This window comes from Anaeromonas frigoriresistens (genome assembly GCF_016820655.1).
Classification (GTDB): Bacteria; Bacillota; Clostridia; order Tissierellales; family SIT17; genus Anaeromonas; species Anaeromonas frigoriresistens.
In genome coordinates, this window is the sequence record NZ_WSFT01000024.1 from 21,766 (window position 1) to 48,143 (window position 26,378).

30 protein-coding genes are annotated in these 26,378 nt (G+C 30.3%); 3 read left to right on the forward strand and 27 right to left on the reverse strand.

Features of this window, described 5'->3' with window-relative positions:
* Window positions 1-290 precede the first annotated feature (290 nt).
* Window positions 291-2,372 (reverse strand): immune inhibitor A domain-containing protein, encoded by a 2,082-nt coding sequence (locus GOQ27_RS05560; protein WP_203365846.1) that lies wholly within the window; start codon window positions 2,370-2,372, stop codon window positions 291-293.
* A gap of 328 nt (window positions 2,373-2,700) precedes the next feature.
* On the opposite strand from GOQ27_RS05560, the gene GOQ27_RS05565 reads away from it, so the two are divergent.
* Window positions 2,701-2,925 (forward strand): hypothetical protein, encoded by a 225-nt coding sequence (locus GOQ27_RS05565; protein ID WP_203365847.1) that lies wholly within the window; start codon window positions 2,701-2,703, stop codon window positions 2,923-2,925.
* A 293-nt stretch (window positions 2,926-3,218) separates the two neighbouring features.
* Here the strand turns inward: GOQ27_RS05565 and GOQ27_RS05570 are convergent, their stop codons facing one another.
* The 6 genes from GOQ27_RS05570 to GOQ27_RS05595 all read right to left on the reverse strand — a co-directional run bounded on the left by GOQ27_RS05570 (window position 3,219) and on the right by GOQ27_RS05595 (window position 10,554).
* Complete coding sequence (locus GOQ27_RS05570; protein ID WP_203365848.1) at window positions 3,219-4,307, reverse strand: dipeptide epimerase; 1,089 nt, start codon at window positions 4,305-4,307, stop codon at window positions 3,219-3,221.
* A 15-nt stretch (window positions 4,308-4,322) separates the two neighbouring features.
* Window positions 4,323-4,649, reverse strand: coding sequence for a DUF3870 domain-containing protein (locus GOQ27_RS05575; protein ID WP_203365849.1), 327 nt, complete (start codon window positions 4,647-4,649; stop codon window positions 4,323-4,325).
* A 20-nt stretch (window positions 4,650-4,669) separates the two neighbouring features.
* On the reverse strand, window positions 4,670-5,830 hold the full coding sequence (locus GOQ27_RS05580; protein WP_203365850.1) for a DUF819 family protein: 1,161 nt from the start codon (window positions 5,828-5,830) through the stop codon (window positions 4,670-4,672).
* Between the two features lie 307 nt (window positions 5,831-6,137).
* Window positions 6,138-7,556 (reverse strand): HD domain-containing protein, encoded by a 1,419-nt coding sequence (locus GOQ27_RS05585; protein ID WP_203365851.1) that lies wholly within the window; start codon window positions 7,554-7,556, stop codon window positions 6,138-6,140.
* A gap of 98 nt (window positions 7,557-7,654) precedes the next feature.
* Window positions 7,655-9,511 (reverse strand): ATP-binding protein, encoded by a 1,857-nt coding sequence (locus tag GOQ27_RS05590; RefSeq protein WP_203365852.1) that lies wholly within the window; start codon window positions 9,509-9,511, stop codon window positions 7,655-7,657.
* A gap of 11 nt (window positions 9,512-9,522) precedes the next feature.
* Window positions 9,523-10,554 carry a DNA double-strand break repair nuclease NurA gene (locus GOQ27_RS05595; protein ID WP_203365853.1) on the reverse strand — a complete coding sequence of 344 codons (1,032 nt, stop codon included), beginning with the start codon at window positions 10,552-10,554 and terminating at the stop codon, window positions 9,523-9,525.
* A gap of 143 nt (window positions 10,555-10,697) precedes the next feature.
* Here GOQ27_RS05595 and GOQ27_RS05600 point away from each other — a divergent pair, with 143 nt between their 5' ends.
* Window positions 10,698-10,934 carry an AbrB/MazE/SpoVT family DNA-binding domain-containing protein gene (locus tag GOQ27_RS05600; RefSeq protein WP_203365854.1) on the forward strand — a complete coding sequence of 79 codons (237 nt, stop codon included), beginning with the start codon at window positions 10,698-10,700 and terminating at the stop codon, window positions 10,932-10,934.
* Window positions 10,935-11,009: 75 nt separating this feature from the next.
* Here GOQ27_RS05600 and GOQ27_RS05605 read toward each other — a convergent pair whose 3' ends face one another.
* The 7 genes from GOQ27_RS05605 to GOQ27_RS05635 form a co-directional block, all read right to left on the reverse strand.
* Window positions 11,010-11,207, reverse strand: a complete 198-nt coding sequence (locus GOQ27_RS05605; RefSeq protein WP_203365855.1) for a DUF1858 domain-containing protein — start codon at window positions 11,205-11,207, stop codon at window positions 11,010-11,012.
* Window positions 11,208-11,219: 12 nt separating this feature from the next.
* On the reverse strand, window positions 11,220-12,068 hold the full coding sequence (rsmI, locus tag GOQ27_RS05610) for a 16S rRNA (cytidine(1402)-2'-O)-methyltransferase (protein ID WP_203365856.1): 849 nt from the start codon (window positions 12,066-12,068) through the stop codon (window positions 11,220-11,222).
* Between the two features lie 13 nt (window positions 12,069-12,081).
* Complete coding sequence (locus tag GOQ27_RS05615; RefSeq protein ID WP_203365857.1) at window positions 12,082-12,828, reverse strand: tRNA1(Val) (adenine(37)-N6)-methyltransferase; 747 nt, start codon at window positions 12,826-12,828, stop codon at window positions 12,082-12,084.
* Between the two features lie 131 nt (window positions 12,829-12,959).
* A complete protein-coding gene (locus GOQ27_RS05620; RefSeq protein ID WP_203365858.1) occupies window positions 12,960-13,130 on the reverse strand; it encodes a DUF362 domain-containing protein in 171 nt (56 codons plus the stop codon).
* A 109-nt stretch (window positions 13,131-13,239) separates the two neighbouring features.
* Window positions 13,240-14,058 carry a PSP1 domain-containing protein gene (locus GOQ27_RS05625; RefSeq protein ID WP_203365859.1) on the reverse strand — a complete coding sequence of 273 codons (819 nt, stop codon included), beginning with the start codon at window positions 14,056-14,058 and terminating at the stop codon, window positions 13,240-13,242.
* A gap of 4 nt (window positions 14,059-14,062) precedes the next feature.
* On the reverse strand, window positions 14,063-15,043 hold the full coding sequence (gene holB, locus GOQ27_RS05630; protein ID WP_203365860.1) for a DNA polymerase III subunit delta': 981 nt from the start codon (window positions 15,041-15,043) through the stop codon (window positions 14,063-14,065).
* 89 nt (window positions 15,044-15,132) lie between these two features.
* Window positions 15,133-15,462 (reverse strand): cyclic-di-AMP receptor, encoded by a 330-nt coding sequence (locus GOQ27_RS05635; protein WP_203365861.1) that lies wholly within the window; start codon window positions 15,460-15,462, stop codon window positions 15,133-15,135.
* Between the two features lie 209 nt (window positions 15,463-15,671).
* Here GOQ27_RS05635 and GOQ27_RS05640 point away from each other — a divergent pair, with 209 nt between their 5' ends.
* Complete coding sequence (locus tag GOQ27_RS05640; RefSeq protein ID WP_203365862.1) at window positions 15,672-15,848, forward strand: hypothetical protein; 177 nt, start codon at window positions 15,672-15,674, stop codon at window positions 15,846-15,848.
* Between the two features lie 4 nt (window positions 15,849-15,852).
* On the opposite strand, the gene abc-f is transcribed toward GOQ27_RS05640, so the two are convergent.
* From abc-f to GOQ27_RS05705, 13 genes are all read right to left on the reverse strand, one after another.
* Window positions 15,853-17,502 (reverse strand): ribosomal protection-like ABC-F family protein, encoded by a 1,650-nt coding sequence (gene abc-f / locus GOQ27_RS05645; RefSeq protein WP_203365863.1) that lies wholly within the window; start codon window positions 17,500-17,502, stop codon window positions 15,853-15,855.
* 888 nt (window positions 17,503-18,390) lie between these two features.
* Window positions 18,391-18,999: a dTMP kinase gene (gene tmk / locus GOQ27_RS05650; protein WP_203365864.1), complete on the reverse strand. Its 609-nt coding sequence runs from the start codon at window positions 18,997-18,999 to the stop codon at window positions 18,391-18,393.
* A gap of 24 nt (window positions 19,000-19,023) precedes the next feature.
* Window positions 19,024-20,421 (reverse strand): aminotransferase class I/II-fold pyridoxal phosphate-dependent enzyme, encoded by a 1,398-nt coding sequence (locus tag GOQ27_RS05655; protein ID WP_203365865.1) that lies wholly within the window; start codon window positions 20,419-20,421, stop codon window positions 19,024-19,026.
* A gap of 111 nt (window positions 20,422-20,532) precedes the next feature.
* Window positions 20,533-20,724, reverse strand: a complete 192-nt coding sequence (locus tag GOQ27_RS17070) for a sigma factor G inhibitor Gin (protein WP_203365866.1) — start codon at window positions 20,722-20,724, stop codon at window positions 20,533-20,535.
* A gap of 153 nt (window positions 20,725-20,877) precedes the next feature.
* Entirely contained in the window at window positions 20,878-21,375 is a 498-nt protein-coding gene (locus GOQ27_RS05665; RefSeq protein WP_203365867.1) for a hypothetical protein, read from the reverse strand.
* A 181-nt stretch (window positions 21,376-21,556) separates the two neighbouring features.
* On the reverse strand, window positions 21,557-21,739 hold the full coding sequence (locus GOQ27_RS05670; protein ID WP_203365868.1) for a hypothetical protein: 183 nt from the start codon (window positions 21,737-21,739) through the stop codon (window positions 21,557-21,559).
* Between the two features lie 99 nt (window positions 21,740-21,838).
* Window positions 21,839-22,507, reverse strand: a complete 669-nt coding sequence (locus GOQ27_RS05675) for a 50S ribosomal protein L25 (RefSeq protein ID WP_203365869.1) — start codon at window positions 22,505-22,507, stop codon at window positions 21,839-21,841.
* A 103-nt stretch (window positions 22,508-22,610) separates the two neighbouring features.
* On the reverse strand, window positions 22,611-23,231 hold the full coding sequence (locus GOQ27_RS05680) for a 50S ribosomal protein L25 (protein ID WP_203365870.1): 621 nt from the start codon (window positions 23,229-23,231) through the stop codon (window positions 22,611-22,613).
* Between the two features lie 183 nt (window positions 23,232-23,414).
* Window positions 23,415-23,678: a pro-sigmaK processing inhibitor BofA family protein gene (locus GOQ27_RS05685; RefSeq protein ID WP_203365871.1), complete on the reverse strand. Its 264-nt coding sequence runs from the start codon at window positions 23,676-23,678 to the stop codon at window positions 23,415-23,417.
* Between the two features lie 64 nt (window positions 23,679-23,742).
* Entirely contained in the window at window positions 23,743-24,051 is a 309-nt protein-coding gene (locus GOQ27_RS05690) for a DUF2508 family protein (RefSeq protein WP_203365872.1), read from the reverse strand.
* A gap of 158 nt (window positions 24,052-24,209) precedes the next feature.
* Window positions 24,210-24,842: a CBS domain-containing protein gene (locus tag GOQ27_RS05695; RefSeq protein WP_203365873.1), complete on the reverse strand. Its 633-nt coding sequence runs from the start codon at window positions 24,840-24,842 to the stop codon at window positions 24,210-24,212.
* A gap of 234 nt (window positions 24,843-25,076) precedes the next feature.
* Window positions 25,077-25,304 (reverse strand): thioredoxin family protein, encoded by a 228-nt coding sequence (locus tag GOQ27_RS05700; protein ID WP_203365874.1) that lies wholly within the window; start codon window positions 25,302-25,304, stop codon window positions 25,077-25,079.
* Between the two features lie 39 nt (window positions 25,305-25,343).
* Window positions 25,344-26,360: a permease gene (locus GOQ27_RS05705; protein WP_203365875.1), complete on the reverse strand. Its 1,017-nt coding sequence runs from the start codon at window positions 26,358-26,360 to the stop codon at window positions 25,344-25,346.
* Between the last annotated feature and the right edge of the window lie 18 nt (window positions 26,361-26,378).

The window sequence follows — 26,378 nt, forward strand, 5'->3', positions numbered from 1 at the left end:
ATGAAAATATATTGTGTTTTGTATTAGTTTGAATATTTTGAATATTGCTCTTGGTAATATATTATTTTATTTATTACATTATTGCAATATATTGTAATGAAATAGGACTGGCTCCCTACTTTATTTTATCTTACATAGACATAGAATTTTATCAAAACAGCCTGTTCTATTTGGTCTAGTTTTGTAATACTAAATCATTTATATTCGAATATTCATAGCTATATAGATACTTGTACTATAAATATAAGAGAAACATATCTTAGATATGTTTCTCTTATATTTAGCAACTATTATTGCTTATTTTTCATATTCTTACTTTTAGCAATTATTTCATAACTAAAGTCTACAGTTCCTTTTTTACCTTCAGGAGCTGCATACCAGGTTACCATGGAATTAGTTCCATCTTTAAATAATTGTCTTAATTGAACTGCATCGTCTTCTGTAAAGGTTGTTGGGTCGATATTTATTAATTTATATTTTGATTTTCCTTTACCAACTTCCTTTTCATTAATGAAGGAAATAGCATATTCAACTTTTATATTTCTAATTTCATCTATTGTTTTAAATCCTTCTAAAGAGCTACAGTCATTCATGTAGCCTATTTCAGGGATTTCAATATTATCTATAAACCATCCACTATCATTATAAGCAGCATCTGTCATATATCTAAAGTTAATAAGTATTTTTTGTCCTGCATATGTTGATAAATCAAATGTTTCTTTTACCCATTCATCATAGTAGCCAGTAAATCCTGGAAGATTATTATAAATATACATAGCCTGATCATTTGGAGTGAAATTATCTTGGCTTACTGTATTTTCATTAGCTAAGCTTACCCAAGTTTCTCCATTATCAACGGAAACCTGTACAGCACCTGCATCCCAATCTTCTTCAATATCAATATAATTATCAAAGTTTAATGTAGCTGCATCTACATTTGTTAGGTCCGCTTCAAGGATTATTTGATTGTCTCTTAAATGACCTTTATTTCCCCAAAGAACACTTTCACTACTTCCTAATGGGTCACTAACAACTTCCCAAGGCAGTGGTAAGTATTCTATTCCATCTATCTTAATATTATCAATTTTATCATTAAAATCTAATACTTTATAATCAGCACCCCAAGCTGGTACTCCATCTTTATCGAAAGCCAAAGCTGATTCATAATTAATATCAAGGTCTATTGTGTCATATCCATAAATACCACCTTGCCAACTTGTATCATCTATAGCTACAGCTAAAGAGAATCTTCTAAATAACTCGGTGAAATCAACACCAATATTAAATTGGTTTAATATTTCATTTACCCCTGAAATACCTTCTGTTTCGTTCTTAGCCAATGCTCTTACAAACTCAGAACCATATTTCTCATTTAAATATAATGTGAATAAATATGCCTGACCATAGTCCGCTAATGTTTCTGGTCCTGTAGTAGCAGTATAATGTTCATCCCACTCAACTAATGAATTTTCAGGATGCTCTAAGAAGAAATTAACATGCCCCTGTGGATGACCATAACCACAAAGATATTCAGCAAAGTCTGACATACCTTCATTTACCCATGATTCTTCTTCTGCATCATTATCATCATGGATTAAGTGTTGGAATTCATGAGCTACTGTTCCATAAATATCATTACTAGGAATTCTTACATCCCATCTATTTGTATCTATATTGATTATGTTTCTATCAAAATAATCTTCAAAAGTTCCTGAATAGAAACCTGCTACATAGAATGGATAAGAGGGATCATAATATGCTTCATCTCTACAGTTATCAACAAGCATGATAACTCTTTCTACTCCATCTTCAGGAGCATAATAGTCTTCTGGAACATAACCCCATGCTTCTAAATCACCTTCTGTTCCATCATGAGAATCTGGCATTCCAAAAAATGTTGTGTCTTTTTCATAAATATTATTATCAAACTCATCTCTTAAAGAATCTACTTGCTCTTGAGTTACTACGTGATCAGGTCTATCATCTTCAAAAGAAATTTCATTGGCTACCCATACCTCAACATGCTCACCAATACTTCTTAGGGTATATTCTTTAAAGTAATCTCCATCAACATTGTCATAACCTAAGAATAGTTTGGTTCCACCATTGAATGTAAAGTTTTCCTCGTTATCTGCTACCGTTGCCTCTGCTGCTACTTCACTAAAATCAACTTCGGAAGCTAACTCTTTAATTCTTGCATCCATTTCAGCTCGCATTTCTGGATTATCATTACGATACTTTAAATATGGATCAACATCTAATTGTTTCTCCACATCATCATTGCCTTGTGCTTGAACCTTTGGCATAGTAGGTAAGAACATGCCAAATACTAATGTAAGTACTAACATAACTGACATTAATTTTTTAATCATTTACACTTCCCCTCTCATATTTTAAGTTAAATTATAGGTGATTAGTCTGTGATCTTCTTTTGCTCCATCACCTCCTTTAATTTTTCCTTTAATATATATTTAATATATTAATGACTGACCTTTATAAGAATTTTTTTTAATACAGTGATACTAGTTTCACTTTAACTTGTCTGTATTATATATATGATTGTTGTCCTAAAATATGTATGGTTTGTTCATATTTCATTTAATATATAGATTAGTTTTTAGAAATTTACTATTCATCTAATATTACTTTTATCTTGGAATATACTACCACTTATTGTAAGATTAAATAAGGTGTTCTATTATGAATAAAATACTAGGTGGATTATTTTTAATTTTAGTGGTTTTTTCACTCTTTGATCCTCTAAAATTTTTAGGACTTAGACCATTAACAAATGTAGAAAAAGAAGTAGAATTTTTTAAGACCTTTAGTATTGAGGATTACTTAAATAAGGAGTATAATAAACTTTTTGTAGATATCCATAAAGGAAAACAGATAAATAAAGAAGTAAAAATCATATTAATATAATTATTTGAAAAGAAAGAAGTATAGATATGCTAGGGGATAACAATATGATTTTAATGATTCATCTTATTATTTTATTTAGCAGACCCATATAACTATTAAAGACTCTTCGACAAGCTCAGAGTGACAATACTATTGTGACTGTTTGGAGATATTAAGAGCCCTCAACTCTTTGGGTTTTCTCTATCTGAAATGACAATAATTTATTATGATCTTTTTAATAATGTCATCCTGAGCATAGCGAAGGACCTTTCTTTTTATCATAAAAAATAAGAAGGCTTAAGCCTTCTTATTTTTTATATATATTTAATTCCTTCTATATCCTTAATACCAAATCCAGATCCCTCATTTACAGTGATTTTAGAATTATTAAATACTGCTCCACCTGTCACTGGATCTTCACTGCATAGTACCGGTCCATCTAGATCTATTTTTGTAATTATCTTTTTAGCTGCTGCTAAATGTACTGCTGCTGTAACACTTACTTTTGCTTCTAGCATACATCCTATCATGCATTCTACTCCATATATCTCTGCCATAGATACAATTTTTAATGCATTGTATACTCCTCCAGTTTTCATTAGCTTTAAATTTATTAGATCTGCTGCTCTATTTTGTAATATTGTCATTGCATCTCTTGGAGAAAATACACTTTCGTCAACTAATACTGGAATATTTACATTATCTGTTACTAACTTCATTCCTTCTATATCGTGAGCTAATACTGGTTGTTCAACTAACTCAATATCTAAGCCTAGGTCCTCCATTTTTCTTAAAGTATATACTGCTTCCTTTGGTTTCCATCCTTGATTAGCATCTATTCTTATATTTATATCCTTACCTACTGCATTTCTGATAGCTTTAAGTCTTTTAATGTCTAAATTAGAATCTTTTCCAACCTTTACTTTTAAAGTTTCATAGCCTAGTTTTATAGCATTAATACTATCTCTTTCCATTTCTTCTGGATCATTTACACTGATAGTTATATCAGTAGTTATTTCTTTTCTATATCCTCCTAAGAGTTTATATACTGGAGCATTAAACATTTGTCCATATAAATCATACAAGGCTATATCTACTGCCGCTTTAGCACTAGTATTTTTCACTACAGAAGAATGAAGTCTTATCATTATCTCTTCAAAATTTTCAACATCCATCCCAATAAGAGAAGGTCTTATATGATCTTTTATAGCACCTATTATTCCTCCAGTAGTATCCCCAGTTATTACTCCTGTAGGAGGAGCCTCACCATACCCTATATTCCCTGTATCTGTTTCTATAATTACTATAATATCTTCCACACTTTTTACCGTTCTCAGTGCAGTTTTAAAAGGTGTTTTTAAAGGTACTGATATCCTGCCCAATTTTATGTCAGTAATTTTCAAGCTTATCTCCTCCTATTAATAATGCTTATTTTTTGCTTCATTATATTTCTTAACTGCGTCCTTATAGGATACTATTATGGCTTTTTGAGATGATCCAAAATATCTTCTGATAATCTCCTTCTCAATCTCACCTCTATATTTATCCATTTTTTTACCTACAAATATATTTGCTATAAATTCTTGAGTAGTAGGAATTGTTGCTGAGCAGCTTAAATCCACTATTTCATCAGTTTTAGAGTCTATTACAAATCCTATAAAAAACATTTTAAAACGTTCTGTTATAGCGTTATCTGAAGTGGTTTTCCCATGTCCCACTACATATACAGTATTTTTATCATACATAATTACTCACCTTTACTTTTTTATAATAAGGATAAAATCTTACCTACCATTAATCCTCCACCGGTTCCAACTATGTAACCCATCATAGCCATAAGAACCCCAATAGGAATTAATGCTTCACTGTAAGCAGCTGCAAGAATTGGAGCAGAAGCTACTCCACCTATATTAGCTAAACTTGCTACACCACAGGTAAATAAATCAAGCTTAAATATCTTAGCTATTACTACTAATATCATTGCATGTATTGCTAAGATTACAAATCCAGAAATTATATAAAGAGGAGCTTGACCAAGCTCAGCAAAATTAGCTCTAGATGCGATAAGGGCTACGATTGTATATAACATAACATTTGAAATCTGTGATGATCCAGGTAGTTTTGCTAAAGGAGTCATGGCTGCTATAACTCCTAAGACTGTAACTATAAGAACTGTCCATGTAGTCCCAGAGAAGAAGTCATTAGTAGGTAATTTACCACCAATTAACATAGCTGCTGCTGCTACAAAAAGACTAGTACCAAGTAATACGATCAAATCTGAAAAGTCTATAACTTTTCTTTGATTATCTTGAGCTGCAGCTAATTGAGCTCCCACTTCATCTATGACACTAGTATCTGCCTTTGTCCATTTAGCAAATTTATTAGCAAAAGGAACTAATGCTAATAGTATCATGACCCATATAGAATAATCTATAGAGTCTATAAGTAATGTATATCCTAGTTTAGCATCTGAAACACCTAATGCTTGTTGTACAGCTACCATATTTCCTGTACCACCCATCCAGCTTCCTGCTAATGCAGCAAATGCTTTCCATGTCTCCGCTTCATAGAACCCTTGGAATATAGCATATGTAACTATGAAGCCTACTGCTATACTCAATGCCGCTGCAAAAAATGTTAATAACATTTTAGGTCCTAATTTTAATATCTTTCTCAAGTCACATCTTAATAACATTAAAAAAATCATTGCTGGAAGTAAATTGCCTTTTACTGTACTATAATACATATTCACATCATCTGTCTTTTCCCATAACCCTAAAGTTGATAATAGCATAGCTGTAAAGTAAATTAAAACTACCGCAGGAACATATTTGAAGAATTTTCCTTTTGCTTTTTTCTCTGCTAAAACAATAAGTCCAGCAAAAAAAATTAAGAATGATAAATACATAAATCCTGATTGAATCATAGATATCCCCCCATAATATTTTAGTAACATTCAGAAAAAAATGCAAAAAAGGACCCCTGATAAAATAAGATTTATCTAAAGGTCCTTATCTACGATGATAACTATGTTTAGTAGCTATCTAAATAAATAAGTGATATATTAATTTTCTGAATATTCTAATGGTATTATATAATATTATTTACTAATTGGCAATATGCTTGTTAATACAATATTTTTTTCTTAAATTAAAATGCTGAGGGACATGATCAATATCCCTCAGCTATTTAAACTGGAGGGTTCTGCTTCCCTACCAGATTAAAATATTTAGTTATAAAATATCTTTTAAATATTTCATCACCGAATTTCTATTCATTCCTATCTTACCCATATATATGGCTTTTTTTACTTCTTCTATTAATTTTGATGCTAGTATTTCTTCGGGTAAATCAAATTCTTTTATTATATCGGACCCTTTTATAACATCAGATATATCCTCCGTCTCTTTATACCTTGTTATATAGTTGTTTGCCATAAATTCAATATGAATTTTAAATTTACCCATTTCTTCATCTGGATATAATAATTTTCTAGTGCCTACTATATCTGATAAAGCTATAAGTAAAATATCTAATGTTTCGTTACCACATTCTTTAAACATCTTATATAAAAACTTAGAACTTACATCATTGGATTTATAGGATACTAATGGAAGCATGTGTTTTGCCACAATCCTATATAATATATCCCTTTCTTTAATGCTTAAATCAAACCTTTCTGATATTTCTTTTATTATTTCAGCACCAGTGATTTCATGACCTTTAAACCTAACTCTTCCTGCACTATCAACTTTTCTCGCTGAAGGTTTACCTACATCATGGAAAAATGCTCCTAGTTTTATAAGTTCTATCCTAGTACGATCTCCCTCCATCTTTTCACCGGCATGATTTTCATAGGTCTTTCTTATATGGTCTTCAAAATATCTATCATAATATATAATATTCTCAGTAAGCTTAAGTACATATAAAGAATGAGTAAAAGCATCTACCACATGATATTTGCACTCTCCTACATCCTTCATAGATTCTATTTCAGGGAATATTTCTTCTAAAATACCTAGTTCTTTATCCATAAAACTAAAATAATAGTAAGTCTTTCTTCTTCTTAATATTTTAAAGAATTCATCTCTTAATTCTTTACCTTCTATATTAGGTATCAACCCTTTATTTCTCTTTACTGTAGTAATAGTATCTTTATCCATCTCAAAGCCTAGTTCTGACATTAATCCCACTGCCTTAATACCTAATATAGGATTATCCATTAAAACTTCCTCATCCCATATTTTTATTATATTATTCTCAATATCTACTAATCCTCCAGTGGGATCTATTATATTATTTTTTAAATCATCTTCGAAATGACATATATCAACAGCCATACTATCTATTGTAATTCCCTTTCTTTGAAGAGTTTTATTGATGTCCCCTTCTTCAACTGGATGGAAGTCAATTCTTAAATCTCTGTCAATATCTAATACCTTATAGTGGGAAGGTCTACTTCCTTCTATAAGCTTCATATCTATTTTTTCCGAAAAATCTTTAGCTACAATAGGTGTTTTATCAGAAACTAGTAGTTCCATATCCTTAGTCTTTTTACCTAGTAAAAAATCTCTAAGATATTTTCCAGTTACGTATATTTTTATATTTTCCTCTATACTTATGTCCTTTAATAGGGAGAAAATAGTGTCCATATCATCACTCCTTAAATGATATATACCCAGTAATTATATTTGTACTACTATATTATAATAATTATCATCGTATTTTATTAATCGTATATTTAATATATTTATTTATCCTTAATTTCTTCATAAGAAGTAGTAAATGCAGTTTTTCTTTTAGTTATTATTTCTTCATTTACTAAATTATCTAAGTGAGATCTTAACCCATCTACATCAAAGATTGTTTCATGGTCTGAATCTTCTTCTATTTCCTTTACTATGTCATATATATTCATCTCTGTTATAGGTAGTTTATCCTTAATTAGCTCTACCATTTTGCCAGTATCTTCCTGTCTTCTCTCTTTAAGTTCGTCAAAGGGATTAAGAGTATGAGGACTGGTAGTTTTGGCAGCTCTTACCCTTATAGCAAAAGTTCTTCCCATTATAGCTGAAGATATAAATGCATCTCCAGATTTTAGATAAGGTAACCTTTTTGCCTCTTCCCCAGTAAGATCAGTTTCTTCTTTAATAGTTTGAATATCAGAGCTTCTTACTGTTCTAAATACTAATTTAGTATTTAGCTGGGCTGTTATGGTCTCATCTAGCAAAGTAGGTCTTTGGGTAGCTAAGAGTAAAAATACTCCATACTTTCTACCCTCTTGAGATATTTCTTTAAGTATTGATTTGGATGGAGAGTCATAACCCTTTGGAGCGAAGTTATGAGCTTCGTCTGTAGATATTATAAAGGGTGGAAAATAGTCTGCTATAGTATTTTTATATTGAGCATCTTTATAGTTTCTTCTTTTATGATATATATTATTTAATAAATAGGTTGAAAATACTTGAAGTAATCTTACATTTCCCTGAATAACCATTAATTTACCCATATTTAATCCCTCATATATGGCATTTATATCATTACTAAATACCCCATCATTATATAGTCTAGTTAATCTCCATATTATTCCCTTCACTGAACTAGATGGACAGGTTTTATCGAAATTCTCGAATAATTCTTTACACATAAGCCATCTTTCTCTTTCTTGATTACTATCTGCAGATGTGATTTGTTTATCTAGTTTTTGGATGGATCCTAAATCTTGAGCCTCAGAGAGCATTTTTAATCTATCATGAAAACTTTGATAAGAATCACTTCTCTTGTGTAATACATCTACTGCATTACTCATAGCATCAGAAAGCTTGCCTGAAGCATCCAATAAATTTTTCAAATCCGATGTGTTTAAATCCTTAAACTTAACCCCCACATCATGTCCTATTTGAAGACATCTAAATCTACCAGAAAAATCTACTCTCTCATCAGGGGAAAGATACTCAGCTATAGTGGAAAAATCCATTTCATAATGAGGATCTAGTACTACTGCGGGAACTTTAAGTTTCATTACTTCTTCTAGCAATACCCTCATACCAAAGGACTTTCCAGATCCTGAACCTCCAAATATCCCTATATGAGGGTATTGATGCATACTTTTAATATCAAATATAAATGGTATTTCATTTTGTTTTCTTATACCACCATCATCAAATATAGGAGATATATCTATCAAATCCTCATCCATATCATGTACCATTTCATCAGTACTTTTTATAATTCCCATAACTAGTCCATCATCAGGCCTAGTCTTAACCATAATATCTTTTACTTCATAAAATTTTGGACTTCTTACATCAGAAGCAGTTTCTGCAGGATACTGTGCTTCATTAAGTAGTCTAATCTTTCCTATATGAATAGTCTCATCATCTATATTGTATCCTATAGCATTTAAAGATTCTATCACTGAGGAATCTATCATTCCATCATTGATATTTAATGGAATATATCTATTGTAGGAACTAGTTTCTACTACTTCTCCCATTAACTCTCCCTGTTTATTATCTTGAATTATAAGAAATTCGTTTATTCTAAAGGGTCTATCCTTTGACCCTACAAAGACTTCTTGTTGCGTTGTCAAACCTACAACCTTCATTTTATCACTCCTTAAAGGGTTCGTTTACTTCTCTCTGAGACGAATAATTTTTCCAAAATATCTCTATCTAAATATCTATCTAATAATCCTCTCATTAATTTATCTGATATCCTTACTTCTTTATCTATTATATCAATCCACAGGGGTATTCCTCTACTATTTTCTGGAGTTAATGTATATACTAAATTTGCCATTTCCTTGAGATAGCTTCTTTGACTATTTAGTATATCCACTCCCGTTATCATAGGAGATCTGGATGACCTAATAAATAAAGAACTTAATCCTTCCTCATATTTAGGGATGTTCTGTATCTCAGGTATTAAAGTTTCTCCCATTTCTAATATCCCATATAAAAGTTCTCTGTCATATAAGAAGTTCATAGGGGGCTCTAAAGATTTCTTTTCTGCTAACGTAGTCCCAACTATATTTGTCTTTATATCCTTTACTACTCCAATAAGAATTATATTCTTCTCTTCACATACAGATTTAAGCTCCCTCCATTTATCTTGACACTCTATTTTATATCTTATCAAGGAGCCATCCATCATTATAATCTTTGGATTTAATTCTAATGCTGCTCTTATAGCGGCTTTTAATTCAATACAAGATAATTTATAATTTCTAATAAAAGTATCTACCTCACTTTTAGTTGGTTTCCCTTTATTAGAATCACCTTTATCTAATTTATCTATTATTTCCTGCTCTCTCTCTATATATAAGGGAGTATAAAAGTCCACTTCTACTATTGGATTTTCATTTTCTTTTGATCCCCTAGCTAATCCTTGGTATAATTCTACAAAGTGAGGATAGGCCCCTCCAAATTTATTATTAGAACCATCTACAGCTACTATGCCGCCACCAGTTGCATATTCTGCCAAGACGCCTTTCGACAATTTTCGACATTTGTTGATGTTTCCTACCTCTTTATGAACCAGTTGACGAATGTATTTTTTATCCAATTTTGATACTTTTTCATATTTTTCACTAAGAATTTCATTAAGTTCTGATACTAAATTTTTCATGTCTTTATTAACTTCAAGCATTGAAATCACCTCGTTTGTATTTAAAAAGTAAATTTTACCATAACTTTTTTACTATTTTCTATTGACTATTTTTGGTATATCTGTTACTATTTAAAGTGTAAGAAAAATGTCGAATTTTGACTGAATTTGAAGGAGGGGTTTTTATGAAATCAACTGGAATCGTAAGAAAGGTAGACGAACTAGGAAGAGTTGTTATACCTATCGAACTAAGAAGAACATTAGACATAGCTGAAAAAGACGCTTTAGAAATATTTGTAGATGGAGAAATGATTGTACTTAAAAAATATGCTCCAGCATGTATTTTCTGCGGACAAGCTAAAGATGTTTCTCAATTTAAAGGCAAAAACATTTGTCCAGACTGCTTAGACGAATTAAAGTAATACATAAAAAGATATCATAATATATTTTATTATAATTTCTAAGCTGAAACCTCAAGGTTTCAGCTTAGAAATTATTTATAGCTTTTTTATTTCGTTTAATTCATCTAACAATTCAATAATATCTACATTATTTATCTTTGCAGCCCATTCCAAAGTTTCATTATATGATTCTTGACAAGTGGTGCACTTCATCCCAAATCTATTTAATACTTCTATAACATCATTATCCATTAATATTATGTCCAAAATCTTCATATCCTTATTAAATTTCATATTAAGTGCCCCCTATATATCTAAACTTTCTTTGTATACTTCTCTCTTTGGTATACCTCTTTCCTTAGATACTTTTTTTATAGAGTCCTTCTTAGTGAACCCTTTTTCCATATAAGTTAATATATGCTCTTTTAGGGACATCTCCTCCCATAGGTTTTCCTCTATATTTTCTAGATTCTCTTTGGAAATCCCTTCTATAACTATAACAAATTCCCCTCTAGGATCTTCTTCTTTAAATTTTTCTATAGCTTCTTCTATATTTCCTCTAAAAATTTCTTGATATTTCTTAGTTAATTCCCTGGCTACAGCTACTCTTTTATTACCTAAGACTTCAAATGTATCTTTAAGCATATTTTTAAGCCTATGGGGAGATTCATATATAATCATTGTCCTATATTCCAGCTTTAATTCCTCTAGCCTTTTCTTCCTTTCAGATGATTGAGAGGATAAAAAACCTTCAAAAATAAATTTATCTGTAGGGAGTCCAGATAATATTAAGGCCAATATAGAAGCCGTGGCTCCAGGCAACACATCTACTTCAATATCTTGTTCTATAGCCTTTTTAATAATATCTTCTCCTGGATCAGATATTCCCGGCATTCCAGCATCAGAAACTACTGCAATACTTTCTCCCTCTAACAATTTATTTATAAGTATATTTCCCTTTTCATTCTTATTATGCTCATGATAACTGGTAAGAGGCTTTTTTATATCAAAATAGTTAAGAAGCTTAATTGTATGCCTAGTATCTTCAGCAGCTATCAGATCAACTTCTTTTAATGTATTTAAAGTCCTTATAGTTATATCCTCAAGATTGCCTATAGGGGTTGGACATATATATAGCTTGCCTAATTCCTTCATATTTATCTTCCTCTCATTTGTCTAGTCCATATATATTATGTATTTCATCTGTATATTGACCCAATTCATCATATACATATAAGGGTGGATCTATCTTAAGCTCGGGCTTTGCAGCCTTTATTGCTTTTATTAACACTAAATTAGGTGATTTAGATGCCTTGGGATGGATAAATCTCAAGGTTTTAGGTTCTAATTTATGCTTTCTCAAATAATATAATATATCTGTAAGTCTATTAGGTCTATGAACCATATAAAATCGTCCATTATGTTTTAAAAGTCTTTTAGCCTTCTCTATAACATCTTCTAATTCACACATTATCTCATGCCTTGATATGGCCTTTTTATCACTGGGATTTACCTTTCCTGTTCCTGTATCCATATAAGGTGGATTTGAAACTACTACATCGATAGAGTTTACTTCTATTACTTCTTCTACATTTTTTAAATCTATATTTAATATATCTATTTTTTCATCTAAATTATTTAGTTCCATACTTCTCTTTGCCATATTAGCTACTTGTTCTTGTATTTCTATTCCATATATTTTATTTATTTTATTTTTACCATAAAGTATTAATGGTATTATTCCTGTACCAGTACCCAAGTCTACTATTGTAGAGTTAGGCTTTACATCACAAAAATTAGCTAATAATACTGCATCTATTCCAAAGCAGAACCCTTCTGGATTTTGTATTATTTTTAGCCCTTTTAATTGTAAATCATCTATTCTTTCATTTTCCTGTAAAAAAATATCAGTCATAATATCTCTCCTATTATTTGATGATACTTCTATTATACCATTATTAGCGAATTTAAATAATTACATAACCAAATTCTCTGCAAAATAAAAAGACCCCTATCATCATTAGGGTCTTTTGGTTAAGTACAATATTACTCAGGTTGAGGAGCATCTACTGGACAAACATTTGCACATGCACCACAATCAATGCAACCATCTTGCTCTATTACGTATTTATCATCTCCTGCACTAATAACACTTACTGGGCACTCAGGCTCGCAAGCTCCACAGCTGATACACTCATCATTTATAAAATAAGCCATTAGTTTCACCTCCTTAAGGTACTGACAATAAATTATCAGTATAGTATTCCCCTTTATTTTAACACTTATCATTATTTTATGAAAGTATTTTAAGTTTATTTAAAATATTTTATTTGTTTTTTAACAATTTAATTTCATCTAGTACAAAGGGGACTATTTCTTCAGTATCATCCTCAGCTTTAACCTTTACTTTTACCATTTCTAATAAAGGATTTGTATTTATAATTATTCCATTTCCTCTAGGAGTTCTAACTTTCTGACCTACATTTGGTAAACGCTTTAGCACTTCTTCATATGTCTCATGTTCATATTTAAGACAGCACATAAGTCTCCCACAAAGACCAGATATCTTAGTAGGATTTAATGACAAACTTTGTTCTTTTGCCATCTTTATAGAAACCGGCTCAAACTCCCCTAAGAAGGTACTACAGCATAGGGATATACCGCAAGGTCCAATACCGCCTATCATCTTAGCTTCATCTCTTACTCCAATCTGTCTAAGCTCTATTCTAGTTCTAAATATGGAAGCTAAATCTTTAACTAACTCTCTAAAGTCTACTCTTCCATCAGCAGTGAAATAAAATATCACTTTGTTATTATCAAAAGTATATTCTACATCTATAAGTTTCATTTGAAGTTTATGTTCTTCAATTTTTTTACCACAAACTTCAAATGCTTCTTCTTCCTTTTGTTTATTTTCTTCATGTCTTTTAATATCTTCTTCCGTTGCTATTCTTATGACCTCTTTAAGAGGAGCTACTATCTCCTGTTCCTTTATCTCCTTTGGACCTACTACAACGTGGCCAAATTCAATACCTCTTGCGGTCTCCACAATAGCATATTCATCCTTTTTTATATCTATATCAACGGGATCAAAATAATATATCTTTCCCGCCTTTTTAAACCTTACCCCAACTACTTTAATCATATATTTAAACCTCCTGTAAATTTAGAAGCATTAATTCTATACTTAACTGGAAATTGACATTGGCTCTAATATTATCCTTGGTTTCCATTATACTGTCTATTATACCATGAATTCTCCCCATTGAAAGCTTAAATGCCTGTTCCTTAAGTAATTCCTTTTTGTCTCTATTTATTATAAGTTTATCATTATCTGTCTCTTTATATATAAGTAAATCTCTAAACCATATTAACATCATATCTAATATTTCGTCTATTTGATCCTTATTGTCCTCAAAAAACTTGCTAGTAGTAAAGGATTTAAATAAGTCTTTACTTATATTATTATCTATAACGTTCATTAATCCTTCTCTAATTTCATTAAATTCATCTGACTCACACATTTCTATAGCTCTCCCCATATTTCCACCAGCAAAAGCTGCAATTACATGGGATTTTTCTCTATCTATATTATATTTATTATTTAAATAAATCTCAATGGCATTTTCCTTCACAGGAGCGAATTTTAGACGTTGACTCCTAGAGACAATAGTTGGTAATAAACTCCTAGTATTTTCTACAGTCATTATTATAATAGTATCTTCAGGAGGTTCTTCTAAAGTTTTAAGAAAACTATTTTGAGCCTCAGTAGTCATTTTATCTGAGTCTTTTATAATAAAAATCTTTTTATTTCCTTCATAGGGTAGTATTCTTATCTCCCTCTGTATATTTTCTATCTGTTCCTTCTTAAAGGATTTTCCATCAGGGGTTTCAATATGAAAATCAGGATGATTATGAGACTCAAATTTAATACAAGAGCTACAAGTATTACAAGGTTCTATTTCTCTTTCTTTGCACAAAATAGCCTTTGCAAAGGCTGAAGCCATCATACTCTTACCTATACCATTTGGTCCTTCAAATATATATCCATGGCCTATGGATTTATTTTTTATTGTATTTTTTAAACTATTTATTATTTTATCTTGTCCTATTATATCTGAAAAATCCATAGTTAACCTCCATCTCTACAGAAAATTGGGAGATATCTATATATCTCCCAATTTATTTCTTAAATATTATATCATAATAGTTGTTTTAATTATACCTTTTCAAATCTATCTACATCTACTACAAATATAGTTGCTCCCCCTACTTCTACCTCTACTGGATAAGGCATGTATACACCTTGAGACCAAGTAGTTGGTGGCGGTGTTGTAGCCACTTGCGTCCTAGTTTTTGCAACTTCTCCTATCAAACCAATAACCTCATCTACTCTTTCCTTTTCTACTCCAATAATCAGTGTAGTATTTCCCGCTCTTAAAAACCCTCCAGTAGATGCTAATTTTGTTACACCAAACTCATTTTTCATAAGCTTGTCTACCAATTTATGGGCATCTTCATCCTGTACTATAGCAAATACTAATTTCATAAAAGTCCCTCCTTTTAATATCTCTTTGTTTCAATTTATTAATATCTTGTTATAATTATACCACAGAAAGTTAAGTTTATTCGCTAACCAACCTATAGACATAGTTATTTTTTATAGTTTAACCTTGTAATAAACTGGATTATTTGACACTAAACTGGGCAATGATATAATGGTTACTAGAGAGAACCTGGTGGAAGGAGGGTAATTTAGTGGCAGGTAAATATAGATTTAAAAATACATTCATAGTTATAATTCTACTATTTTTGATAGGATTAGGTATGTATATAAAATCAAATATTATGTTCATGACTAAAGTCCTCCCAATTAATGAAATAGACAGTACTTCAAAAATTATTTATATAGATAAAGCTAGGATAGGAGTCTGAACCCCTATCCTAGCTTTATCTTAAGACTATTTATTTCTTTTACTAATTGGTTGAATTCCTTATCTAGTATTATCTTTTCTTCATCTGAGGGCATCAAGGATAATTTCCCCATCACTTCAGACATTCTATTCTGTAATACTAAAAGTTTTTTTTCATCCTCTTCTTGCCCAAAATTAATTTTATTTTCTTGTCTTTCTATATATTCACTATACCATCCATTAAATATCCTTATTTTTTTATCTTCTATGGTTATTATCTTATTTGCTACTCTATCAATAAAAGTCTTATCATGGGTTACTAATAACAGACTTCCTTCATACTCTAACAATACTTCTTCCAATGCTTCTATTGAAGGTATATCTAGATAGTTAGTGGGTTCATCTAATATGATAAAATTTATATCTGATAAAAATATCTTTGCAAAGGCTACTTTTACTCTTTCTCCCCCACTTAAAACCTCTATATTTTTCTTTATATCTTCTCTTTTAAATAATAATCTAGATAAAAGAGTTCTCGCAGTGGTCTCATTTTGAATACTATTCTTCATTACATTTTCTAGAATAGTTTTATCACCCTCTAATATATCTAACTTTTGAGAAAAATAACCTACCTTAAGATTTTTACATATCTTTAACTTTTCGTCTCCCTCTAATATCATATTTATTAAAGTGGTTTTCCCAGTACCATTGTTTCCTAGTAATGCAGCCTTATCTCCATTAAATATCTTTAGTTCTGAGTTTTTAAATAAAATCTTATCCCCAAAGGATTTAGATATTTTATTACCATCAATCAATAGTCTATTTCTAAGATTTGTTACTGAGGGCATATCTATTTTTACCCTTTCTATTTCCTTAGGCTTTTCCTTCTTATCTAATTTCTCTATCCTAGTTTCTATTGCATTTATTGTATTATGAATTTTCCCTTGTATTTGCCTGGTATTAGCCCTATGAAGTCTTGCCTCAGAGTTTCCCATCCTAGTAGGTGTTTTCTTCATGGTTTTAGCATGACCTTGTCTTTCTTGGATAATCTGAGTTAAGCGTCCTTTCTCCTTAACATATTTTTCATACTCAAACTCTTGTCTTACTCTCATAGCTTCCTTATGTTCTTTATAATCTGAGTAATTCCCAGAATACTCCTTTATTTCTCCATCTTCTACTTCTATTATTTTATCTACGATATTATCAAGTAAGTTTCTATCATGGGATATTATAAGAATTGCACCCTGGAACTCTTGAAGCTTTTCTGTTAATACATTTATACCATCAATATCTAGATTAGAAGTTGGTTCATCTAATAATAATAGATTAGGATTAGTACTTAGTCCTTCAGCTAGTTTAAATCTAGTTTTCTCTCCTCCACTTAAGGTATCTCTATTATCATAGTCTACTTTAAACTCTCCCTTTAGTTTGTAGTCCATTTCCTTATTCTCTGGAGTTCCTAATTGAGTAATATAACTGATCTTCCCCTTTATATCTATATCTCCTTCATCAGGTAAGTCCCTCATAGATAAAATATTCATCAGAGTAGTTTTCCCTGATCCATTTACTCCTACTACTCCTATTCTATCTCCTTCATATATTCTGATATTTTTTATATCTAGTATTTTTCTTTCTCCATAATATTTCTTTATATTTTTTCCTTCTAAAATAATCATAAAAAAACCTCCCTTTGATTTCTAGAGAGGATATACGCATAGTAAAATAAGACCTTTTCATCTAATTTTGGGCAACAAAAAAGATGATAGCCATATGCACGCACTAATCCCACCTAGAAATACAGTCAAATTTCTATACACTAAAAAGTGTATTAATTTAGTCTGTCTCATAAATAGGATTAATTGAACATTGCTTCACCTTACCTTTCATTAGTCTTAATATATTATTTCATATTTTCTGAAAATTATCAATAATTTTTTATCTACTTTCTTCTTCAAAAATAAAGCCACTTTTAATTTCAATTAATTTTTCCAATTCTTTATACTCTTCATCGGTAACTTCAATCTCAATAGATTTTCTTAAAAAAGGCAGTCTCTTATTAGTTTTTACATTTAATATATTATTCAGATAAGAGTAACTCTCTATATCTTACCATTTCATATTTCTTTGAAGAGAAACTATGCCTTCATCTTTTATCCTTATACCTAGTCTGCTAGCATATAGGTAATAAATCAAAAATATTATAGAATTAAATGCTAAAGCAAAATAGGAGGGTTGATCAACTCTAAAACCTAAGTACATAAATAGGATGGTAGAAAGGATATGAAAAACATGAATATCTTGCTATTTTCATAACTTTGTTCTATCTTAAGTAAAGCCTTACCAAATCTTCTATTCTGAAATATTATATATGAGTATTGAATAATTAAAATAGCTACTAACAAAAGTAATAATAGAACAATATACATATCCTCTTCACCTTTCTTTTAAGAATAACTTCCCTTTATCATCTTTTTAACAAGTATAGTTAATACTATTTTAGTGTTTTATTCCTAAATATTCCATGCTGAGAATAAAAATAAACAGGTCTATTTGACCTGTCTAATCTATCCTATAGCTTTTATAACTTCCTTGTGAATTTCTTCTATAGTACCATTTGCATCTATTATAGTAAATTCTTCTGGGTATTTCTCTATCAACCTTTTATATCCTTCATATACTCTCTTATGAAAATCTACCTTTTCATTCTCTAGTCTATCTCCCTCATTATTCTTTGTCTTTCTTTTAAGAGCAGTTTCGGGAGAAATATCAAAGAATAATGTAACATCTGGTTTTATTCCTTCTATAGCAAAATTATTTATAGCTTTAACTTCTTCTACTCCCAGTCCTCTACCTATTCCTTGATATACTAGACTAGAGTGAACAAATCTATCACATATTACTACTTTACCTTTCTTTAAGGCTGGTATAATTTTCTGATGAACGTGTTGGGCTCTTGATGCTGCATATAACAAGGCTTCTGTCGTATCTGCCATAGCTGTGTTTGCATTATCTAAGATAATATCCCTTATCTTTTCACTTATTTCTGTACCCCCAGGCTCTCTAGTGATGACTATATCTTTTCCTTGATTCTTAAAATGTTCTTTCAATTGCTCTATTTGTGTAGATTTGCCTGCCCCATCCGGTCCTTCTATCGTTATAAATAATCCTTTCATTCTTATCATCCTCATTTCTGTATATTATATAATGCTAATTTTTCCATCTTTCAATCCCAATATTTCTATATTAGTCTCTTTTATTTCCTTAATATATTCTATTATATCTTGAGTAACCTTTTCTCCTGGAGCTAATATTGGAACCCCAGGTGGATAGGGTATTATATAATCCGATGAAACATGTCCTTTAGCTTCCTGTAAATTTACTATTCTCCCGTCTTTATTAAAGGCTTCATATATTGGCATTTCCTCTATGGGATAAATATATTTAATATTTTTTATTGATTTATTTTTAATATTATCTCTATATTTTTCTGATATATCTTCTAAGGCTAGATATAATCTATCCAGGTCATCTTTTTCATTGAGAACAGAAACCATAGCTAAACCATAATATAGATCCGCCATTTCCAACTGAATGTTATATTCTCTTCTCAATATACTTTCTAGATTATTTCCAGTTAAGCCTATTGCTGTAGCTCTTATCAGTATTTTTGTCTTATCGAAGTTATAATTTCCTTCCCCTTTGAATATACTTATGCCCTTTAACTTTGATGCCTTTTGATTAAATTCATCTATATACTTCAATACTTCTTTAAGTCTATCCCTACCTTCACTTTCCATATAACCCATAGCCACATCTATCGAGCTCATTAAGATATAGGAAGGGCTCGTAGATTGATACATTGTCATTGTTTTCTTTATTCTATCTAAATTTATCTTTTCAGAGTTAATATGGACCATAGAACTTTGAGTATAGGCCGGTAGAGTCTTATGGGTACTTTGAATAACTATATCTCCCCCAGCCCCTTCCGCTGATATTGGAAGCTTATCATTAAACATTAAGTGACTTCCATGGGCTTCGTCTACTATCAATATTTTATTATGCTTATGTACCACTTTAGATATAGTCTCTATATCACTACATATACCAAAGTATGAGGGATAGGTTATCACTACTACTTTTATCTTCTTATTATAAGATAATATATTATCTATTTCTTTAGGATCTATATAGGTTAAGATATTATTTGCTTTATCATATTTCGGATATATATAATGACCTTTGAGTCGTCCTAGTATCATTGCATTGTATACAGATTTATGACAATTTCGTTGAACAAGTATCTCATCCCCAGGCTCTGTCACAGCTGTAATCCCAGCATATATCCCCGCTGTTGTACCATTTATAGAAAACAATGTGGATTTTACTCCATATATATTTGAAGCTCTGTCTTGAGCTATCTTTATAATATCCCTGGGATTATGAAGGTTGTCTGTACCTTCTACCTCAGTCACATCTATCTCAGGAATTAAATTACCCAACTTAAATATTGATCGTCCTTTATGTCCTGGCATATGAAATCTTATATTTTTTTCATTATTGTATTTTATTAGTCCTTCTATAATTGGAGTTTTCATTTGTTTCCTCCTCGTTGAAATATACATATTAGATTATATCATTATTAAAGTTTTAAGAACAGAAAAACTCAGAGGTGAAATATTCCTCTGAGTTTTATTAAGTATGTAATTCTATGATTCCATTTGTGCTATGTAATCAATCCACATTCCTTTTATTACTGATTTATAGTACTCATAATATACAGTATCCTTCATATCTGTTACCGCTATTTTATCTAGACATTCTTTGCATATATAAGATTTAAATAATCCTAAGCCCTCTTCCCTGGTATTACCACATGTATTACATTCTATAAACCCCACAGGATCAACCCCTTAAAATATTTTATTCTGACTGAGTCTTACTTTACTTAGATTATTGACCTATATATACTATTTTATTCCTAACGCCTGACCAATGTTGCATGACCACCTTAAAAAGGACAATAAAAAAATACGGACTATATATCCGTATTTTTAACTATAAACCTTTTCTAAATTTAGAGCCTTTTTAATTTTTGGTCCTGGCTCAAATATAAATCTATATTTTTTGCCATTTCGTATGAATTCTCCTACATACATCTTCGTTTTATCCTTTTTAAACAAAAACTTATATGTCCGTTTGATTTCTTTGCTTTTTACTACATCTTCATAGGGTTTAATCCACTGAAGTTCTTCTGAAGTAACTATAAGCTTAGGATTATTATTGTCTGTAATTCCTCTTATAAATACTAACTCGTCCTCATCTAATATATAAATAAAGCTAGAGAGATATCTATATCCAGAGAATGCAAAGACTGCCAATGATCCTAATAATATAAGGATACTAGCTATATTCCCATACTTAGGAGTTAACATATTACTTTTTGTTATAAGGTAGTTTATAAATATAATAGCAAACATTATTATTATACTCGTTTGCCATAAGGGCAAGTGCTCTCTAACTTTTACTTCCTTTACCACATGTCTAAACATAAATATCACCCCACCTTCTAATAGGATCCTTTGTATATTATACTAAGAATTATATCATTATTAAAAAAGTATTGATAGCTATTACTATGCCTTGAACTTTGTCTATTATACTTTTATATTTAATAATAATCAACCAAAACTTCATAAAACAAACCAAAGGTTCACTTACCTTTGGTTTGTTTTAAACATGAGCTCTTTTTCTTTTTGATGTTTCTGTTGCATAGTATCCCGGTGTAGTATTCGTCCTATTAGTATTAGTATTAGCTTTTCCTAGTGCTTTTGAAGTATTTATAATATCCGATAGAATAATTAATTGGAAAAAACCTACTGGGATGATGAGAAGTATCAAAAATATTAATTTCATATAATCATCTCCAAATTAAATTATCTTTTCCAACATTATACTACAAAATGTTCTATATTTCCATAGAGAATACTGCTTATTTTGTTAGTTATTGTAGACTTATAGTACTATTTTCTCTTCACCACTAGGATGAGCCTTATCTTCTTCCCCTTCATCTCTTACTTCCGGTACAGGTTCATTTGGCTGCGGATCTAATACCTCTTCGTCCTCATCTAACCTATGATCATCTACTCCTGATACAAGGGCTATTATTTCTTCCATATCATTTAGCACAGCAATCTCTTCACCCATCTCTACATCTGATACTCTAAAGGTATCTCCTAGTGCAAGCTTAGATATATCTATAGATATATTTTTAGGTACATCAGTTGGATAGCACTCTACATCTAGTTTCATTACTTGTTGCTGTAATACTCCATCATCAATTTTGTCCTTACCAGATAATAAAATAGGAATAGATGTATGTATTTTTTCTGAAATATTTACTTGCTGTAAATCAATATGAGTTATTTCTCCAGATATTATATCTCTTTGTACTTCTTTAATCATAGCAGTATGAGGAGTATTATTGATTAGTACATTCACCATTGCATTCTCACCATTATCTCTTATAAATTTATTTAATGTACCATAATCAAATACTAATGGATAATTGGTAAAATTATGTCCATATATTATACCGGGTACATTTCCACTTCTCCTTACTCTATGACTGGCATTAGTACCTACTTCATTTCTAACACTACTAGTCAATGAAACATTTCTCATTAAAAAATCCCCTCCTTGGCATTATTTGAATATTATTGCCAAAGAAGGGAAGTTTTATAATTATTGTTTTTATGGGACATAGGAAGTGTTCTGATTTCCTATTTTATTCTAAGACACTTTTTTCGCTAATATAGATAGGTTCTTTCGTTTCCTCTTCTTCTTCTTCATCTTCTTGCTTAGTTGCATATGTTAAGCTTGCTATTACTTCTTCGTCTTCGTTTAATATATTTACGCCTTCTAATTCTAACTCTCCTACTGTTATAGCATGATTATCTTTTAATTTAGAGGCATCAATATCTACATGATTTATTATATATTTTGGTAAACATTGAATATCAATTTCCATTAGTTGCTGCTGAACCGTAGTTGCTGAATCTTCTACTGATTCTCTATTCCCTACATATACTGGAATAGTAAGTTTTATTTCTTCATTTTCTGATAGCTGTTGGAAGTCCACATGAAGATAGTCTTCCTTAACTATTCTTTTTTGTACATCCTTTAATATTGCAGGTATATTTTCTCCATCTACCTCTATGGTTACTAATGCTCCATTTCCATTATCAGATATCAATTTTTGAAGTTCATTAGTTCTTAGAGCTATGTTTCTAGTTTTCTTATTATGACCATACAATACTCCTGGTACAAATCCATCTCGTCTTAATGCGTGTGCTTTTCCTGTACCTACTTCTTCTCTTAAATTTACATTTAATTTTGTTGTCGCCATTCTTCTATTCCCCCTTAAAATTTTGCATATATTAATATTAAATCAGATTATTCGGAAAAATTCAAATATTTAGTTCTTTGTAATTTGTTCGTACTTTATATATACCTGATATACTATTTCTTAAACATGTAAATATTTTCTGTTCCTCTCTATCTTTTTGTTAATAAGGGAGAATATGACATATTAAAGAATTAAATTTAATACAAGCAATAGTACAAATCCTGGCATTCCTAATATAGCAACTACGAGCACAGTGACTATATTTATACCAACATATATCCCAGTAAATCCACTGAGAAAAATATTGTATAAAAACAGTAGTAATATACCTAATATACTGTGCAATACAAACTTACGTATTTTAATTGCACTTAAAATAGATATAAAACCTAATAGTAAAAGTACTATTATTATTATCGGTATGTATATGGGCATCCCTGAAAACATAAAAATCACCTCTATATAATTAGTTAACTAATTATATAGAGGTTTAATAGAATTTATTCCTATTTTATGCATTTTCATGAGAAACTTTTTCCCTTACTTGATTTAATAGATAAAAATATTTCTTTTTTGCAGCTTCCATATTATATATAGCATGATCAATCAATTCAGTATCAGTTACATTTTGAAAGTATAGTTCAGCTTGTCTCCATTCCTTATGAGCTTGTTTCAAATTATCCATCTCCTCCTCATGGCTCATTTCATTATTAATCTCCATATTGGATCTCATCCCTTTCAGAAATCTTGATATACTACATCTTATGCCATGAATTCTTCCTTTATTCCCAAATATCTTTCCAGTCTCTTCTACTTTCATTTTTATACCCCCTGTTAATCCTCTTTTATTATTTAAGATTATTAACAGATATTTGGGATATTATACCTATATAATTTAATGAGCACATATAAATTTTCACATTAAAAGAACCATAGCAAAGACAAAAACTGTCTTTTACTATGGTTCTTTCTTAATTATTATTCACTTACTTCTGCGATAGAAAAACCTCTTTTTTCTAATTTATCTTTAAGAGCTACTAAATTATCAGTTTCTACCCTAATGATAACTTGCTTAACATTTATAGGAGTCTCAGGATCATAAATAACTAAACTTATAATATTGCTATTTGATCTTCTAATAGCATTTGTTAAGTCAGATAACTTACCTTTAATTTCAGGAATATTAATAACTAGCCTTGTGCCCCTCTTATAACCAAGTAATCGACTAAATCCATTAAATATGGTTTTTTGAGTTATAATTCCTTCTAATCTGCCTTCTTGGTCAATAACAGGTACAAAAGGAATATTCCTTTCTCCAAATAACTGTGCAGCATCCTCAATTAAAGAGTTTGCAAATATCTTTGGAATATCCTCTTGGATATAATCTTCTATAGTACTATTTAAAAATCCCTTTATTTCTTTTGAATCCATCTCACTTAATTCTTTATAAATCCTATATATTGGTATAGAACCTATAAATTTATCTCCATCTAAAACAGGTAAGGATAAAAACTCCCCCTCTTCTATTACTCTTTTAGCCTTTTCTATAGTATCCTTTGTTTGAAGAGTAGTAAGACTTTCCTTTTTCATCAAAACACTTTTAATATACATTTTTTAAAACCCCCTTAAATTTTTAGTAATTCTTTCTATAATTTTATTATGTAATAACCTTGCAAATATCAAAATTATAGACTTCACCTTATTTTTATATTAATACCCATTTTTCTTTATATCTAATCTTATCTAAATCCTAATAAAGCTTAAAGACGAAATAAAAACCATGGGTTTAAAGCTATTCCTGCTTTAAACCCATGGTTTTTTAATCACTTGTTATTACAGTAATATCTATAGATATTTTTTAATTTCATCGGGAGAAGGGACTCTACCATTAAACTTTACCTTTTCATCCACTACAAGGGCTGGTGTTTTCATTACTCCATAAGACATTATATCTTTAAAATCTGTCACTTTCTCTATAGTAGCATCAATTTCTAAAGATTCTATAGCCTTTTTTGTATTTTCCTCTAACTTTGTACAATTTGCGCAACCTGTTCCTAAGATTTTAACTATCATGCAATTCACTCCTTTTAATATTTTATAAAAAATTTATATTTATATTATTAAATATGCAAAAGCATTAAATAGATATCCTATAATTAGTATTCCAATTGATACTATGGTTATAAATATTCCTAGTAGTTTGGGTTTTACAACTTTACTTAACATTATCATAGATGGTAGGGATAGAGCTGTTACAGCCATCATAAATGCTAATACTGTTCCAATACCTACACCTTTACCAAATAAAGCCTCTGCAATTGGTAGAGTACCAAATATATCCGCATACATAGGAATTCCTACTAATGTTGCCAGCACAACAGAGAATGGATTGTTTTGTCCAATAACATTCTGAATTACTGATTGAGGGATCCAATTATGGATTGCTGCTCCTATACCAACTCCTATTAAAATATATAACCATACTCTATTAATTATTTCTTTAACTTGGTCCTTTGAGTAGGATATTCTTTCCTTACGGGTCATTTCTTCAACCTCTACATCCACATTTTCTATTTCTTTAACATAACCTTCTACATGCTTTTCAAGACAAAACTTGTCAATCAAGGTACCTCCTATAACAGCTAATATTAATCCTACAATAACATAGGCAGCAGCAATTTTAGGTCCAAAAAATGACATTAAAAGTAGGAATGATGCTAAATCTACCATTGGTGAGGAAATCAAGAAGGAAAATGTAACTCCTATTGGTAGTCCTGCGGAAGTAAATCCTATAAAAATTGGTATGCTAGAACAACTACAAAAGGGTGTAATAGTACCAAGTAATGCTCCTAGGATATTACCCTTTACCCCTTTGATACCTCCAAGAATTTTCTTTGTTCTTTCTGGAGGAAAGTAACTTTGTATATAGGATATAGCAAAAATAAGTACTGATAAAAGTATAAAGATTTTTATTGTATCATAAATAAAGAAATGAATGCTTCCACCTAATTTACTACTATAATCTATCCTAAATACATTCTCTACTAAAGACTTTACAAGTTCATATAACCATGTCATTTTTAAAAATTGATCATTAAAAACGTTAAATATCTGTGTTATAAAATTCATAATAAATACCTCCTTAAT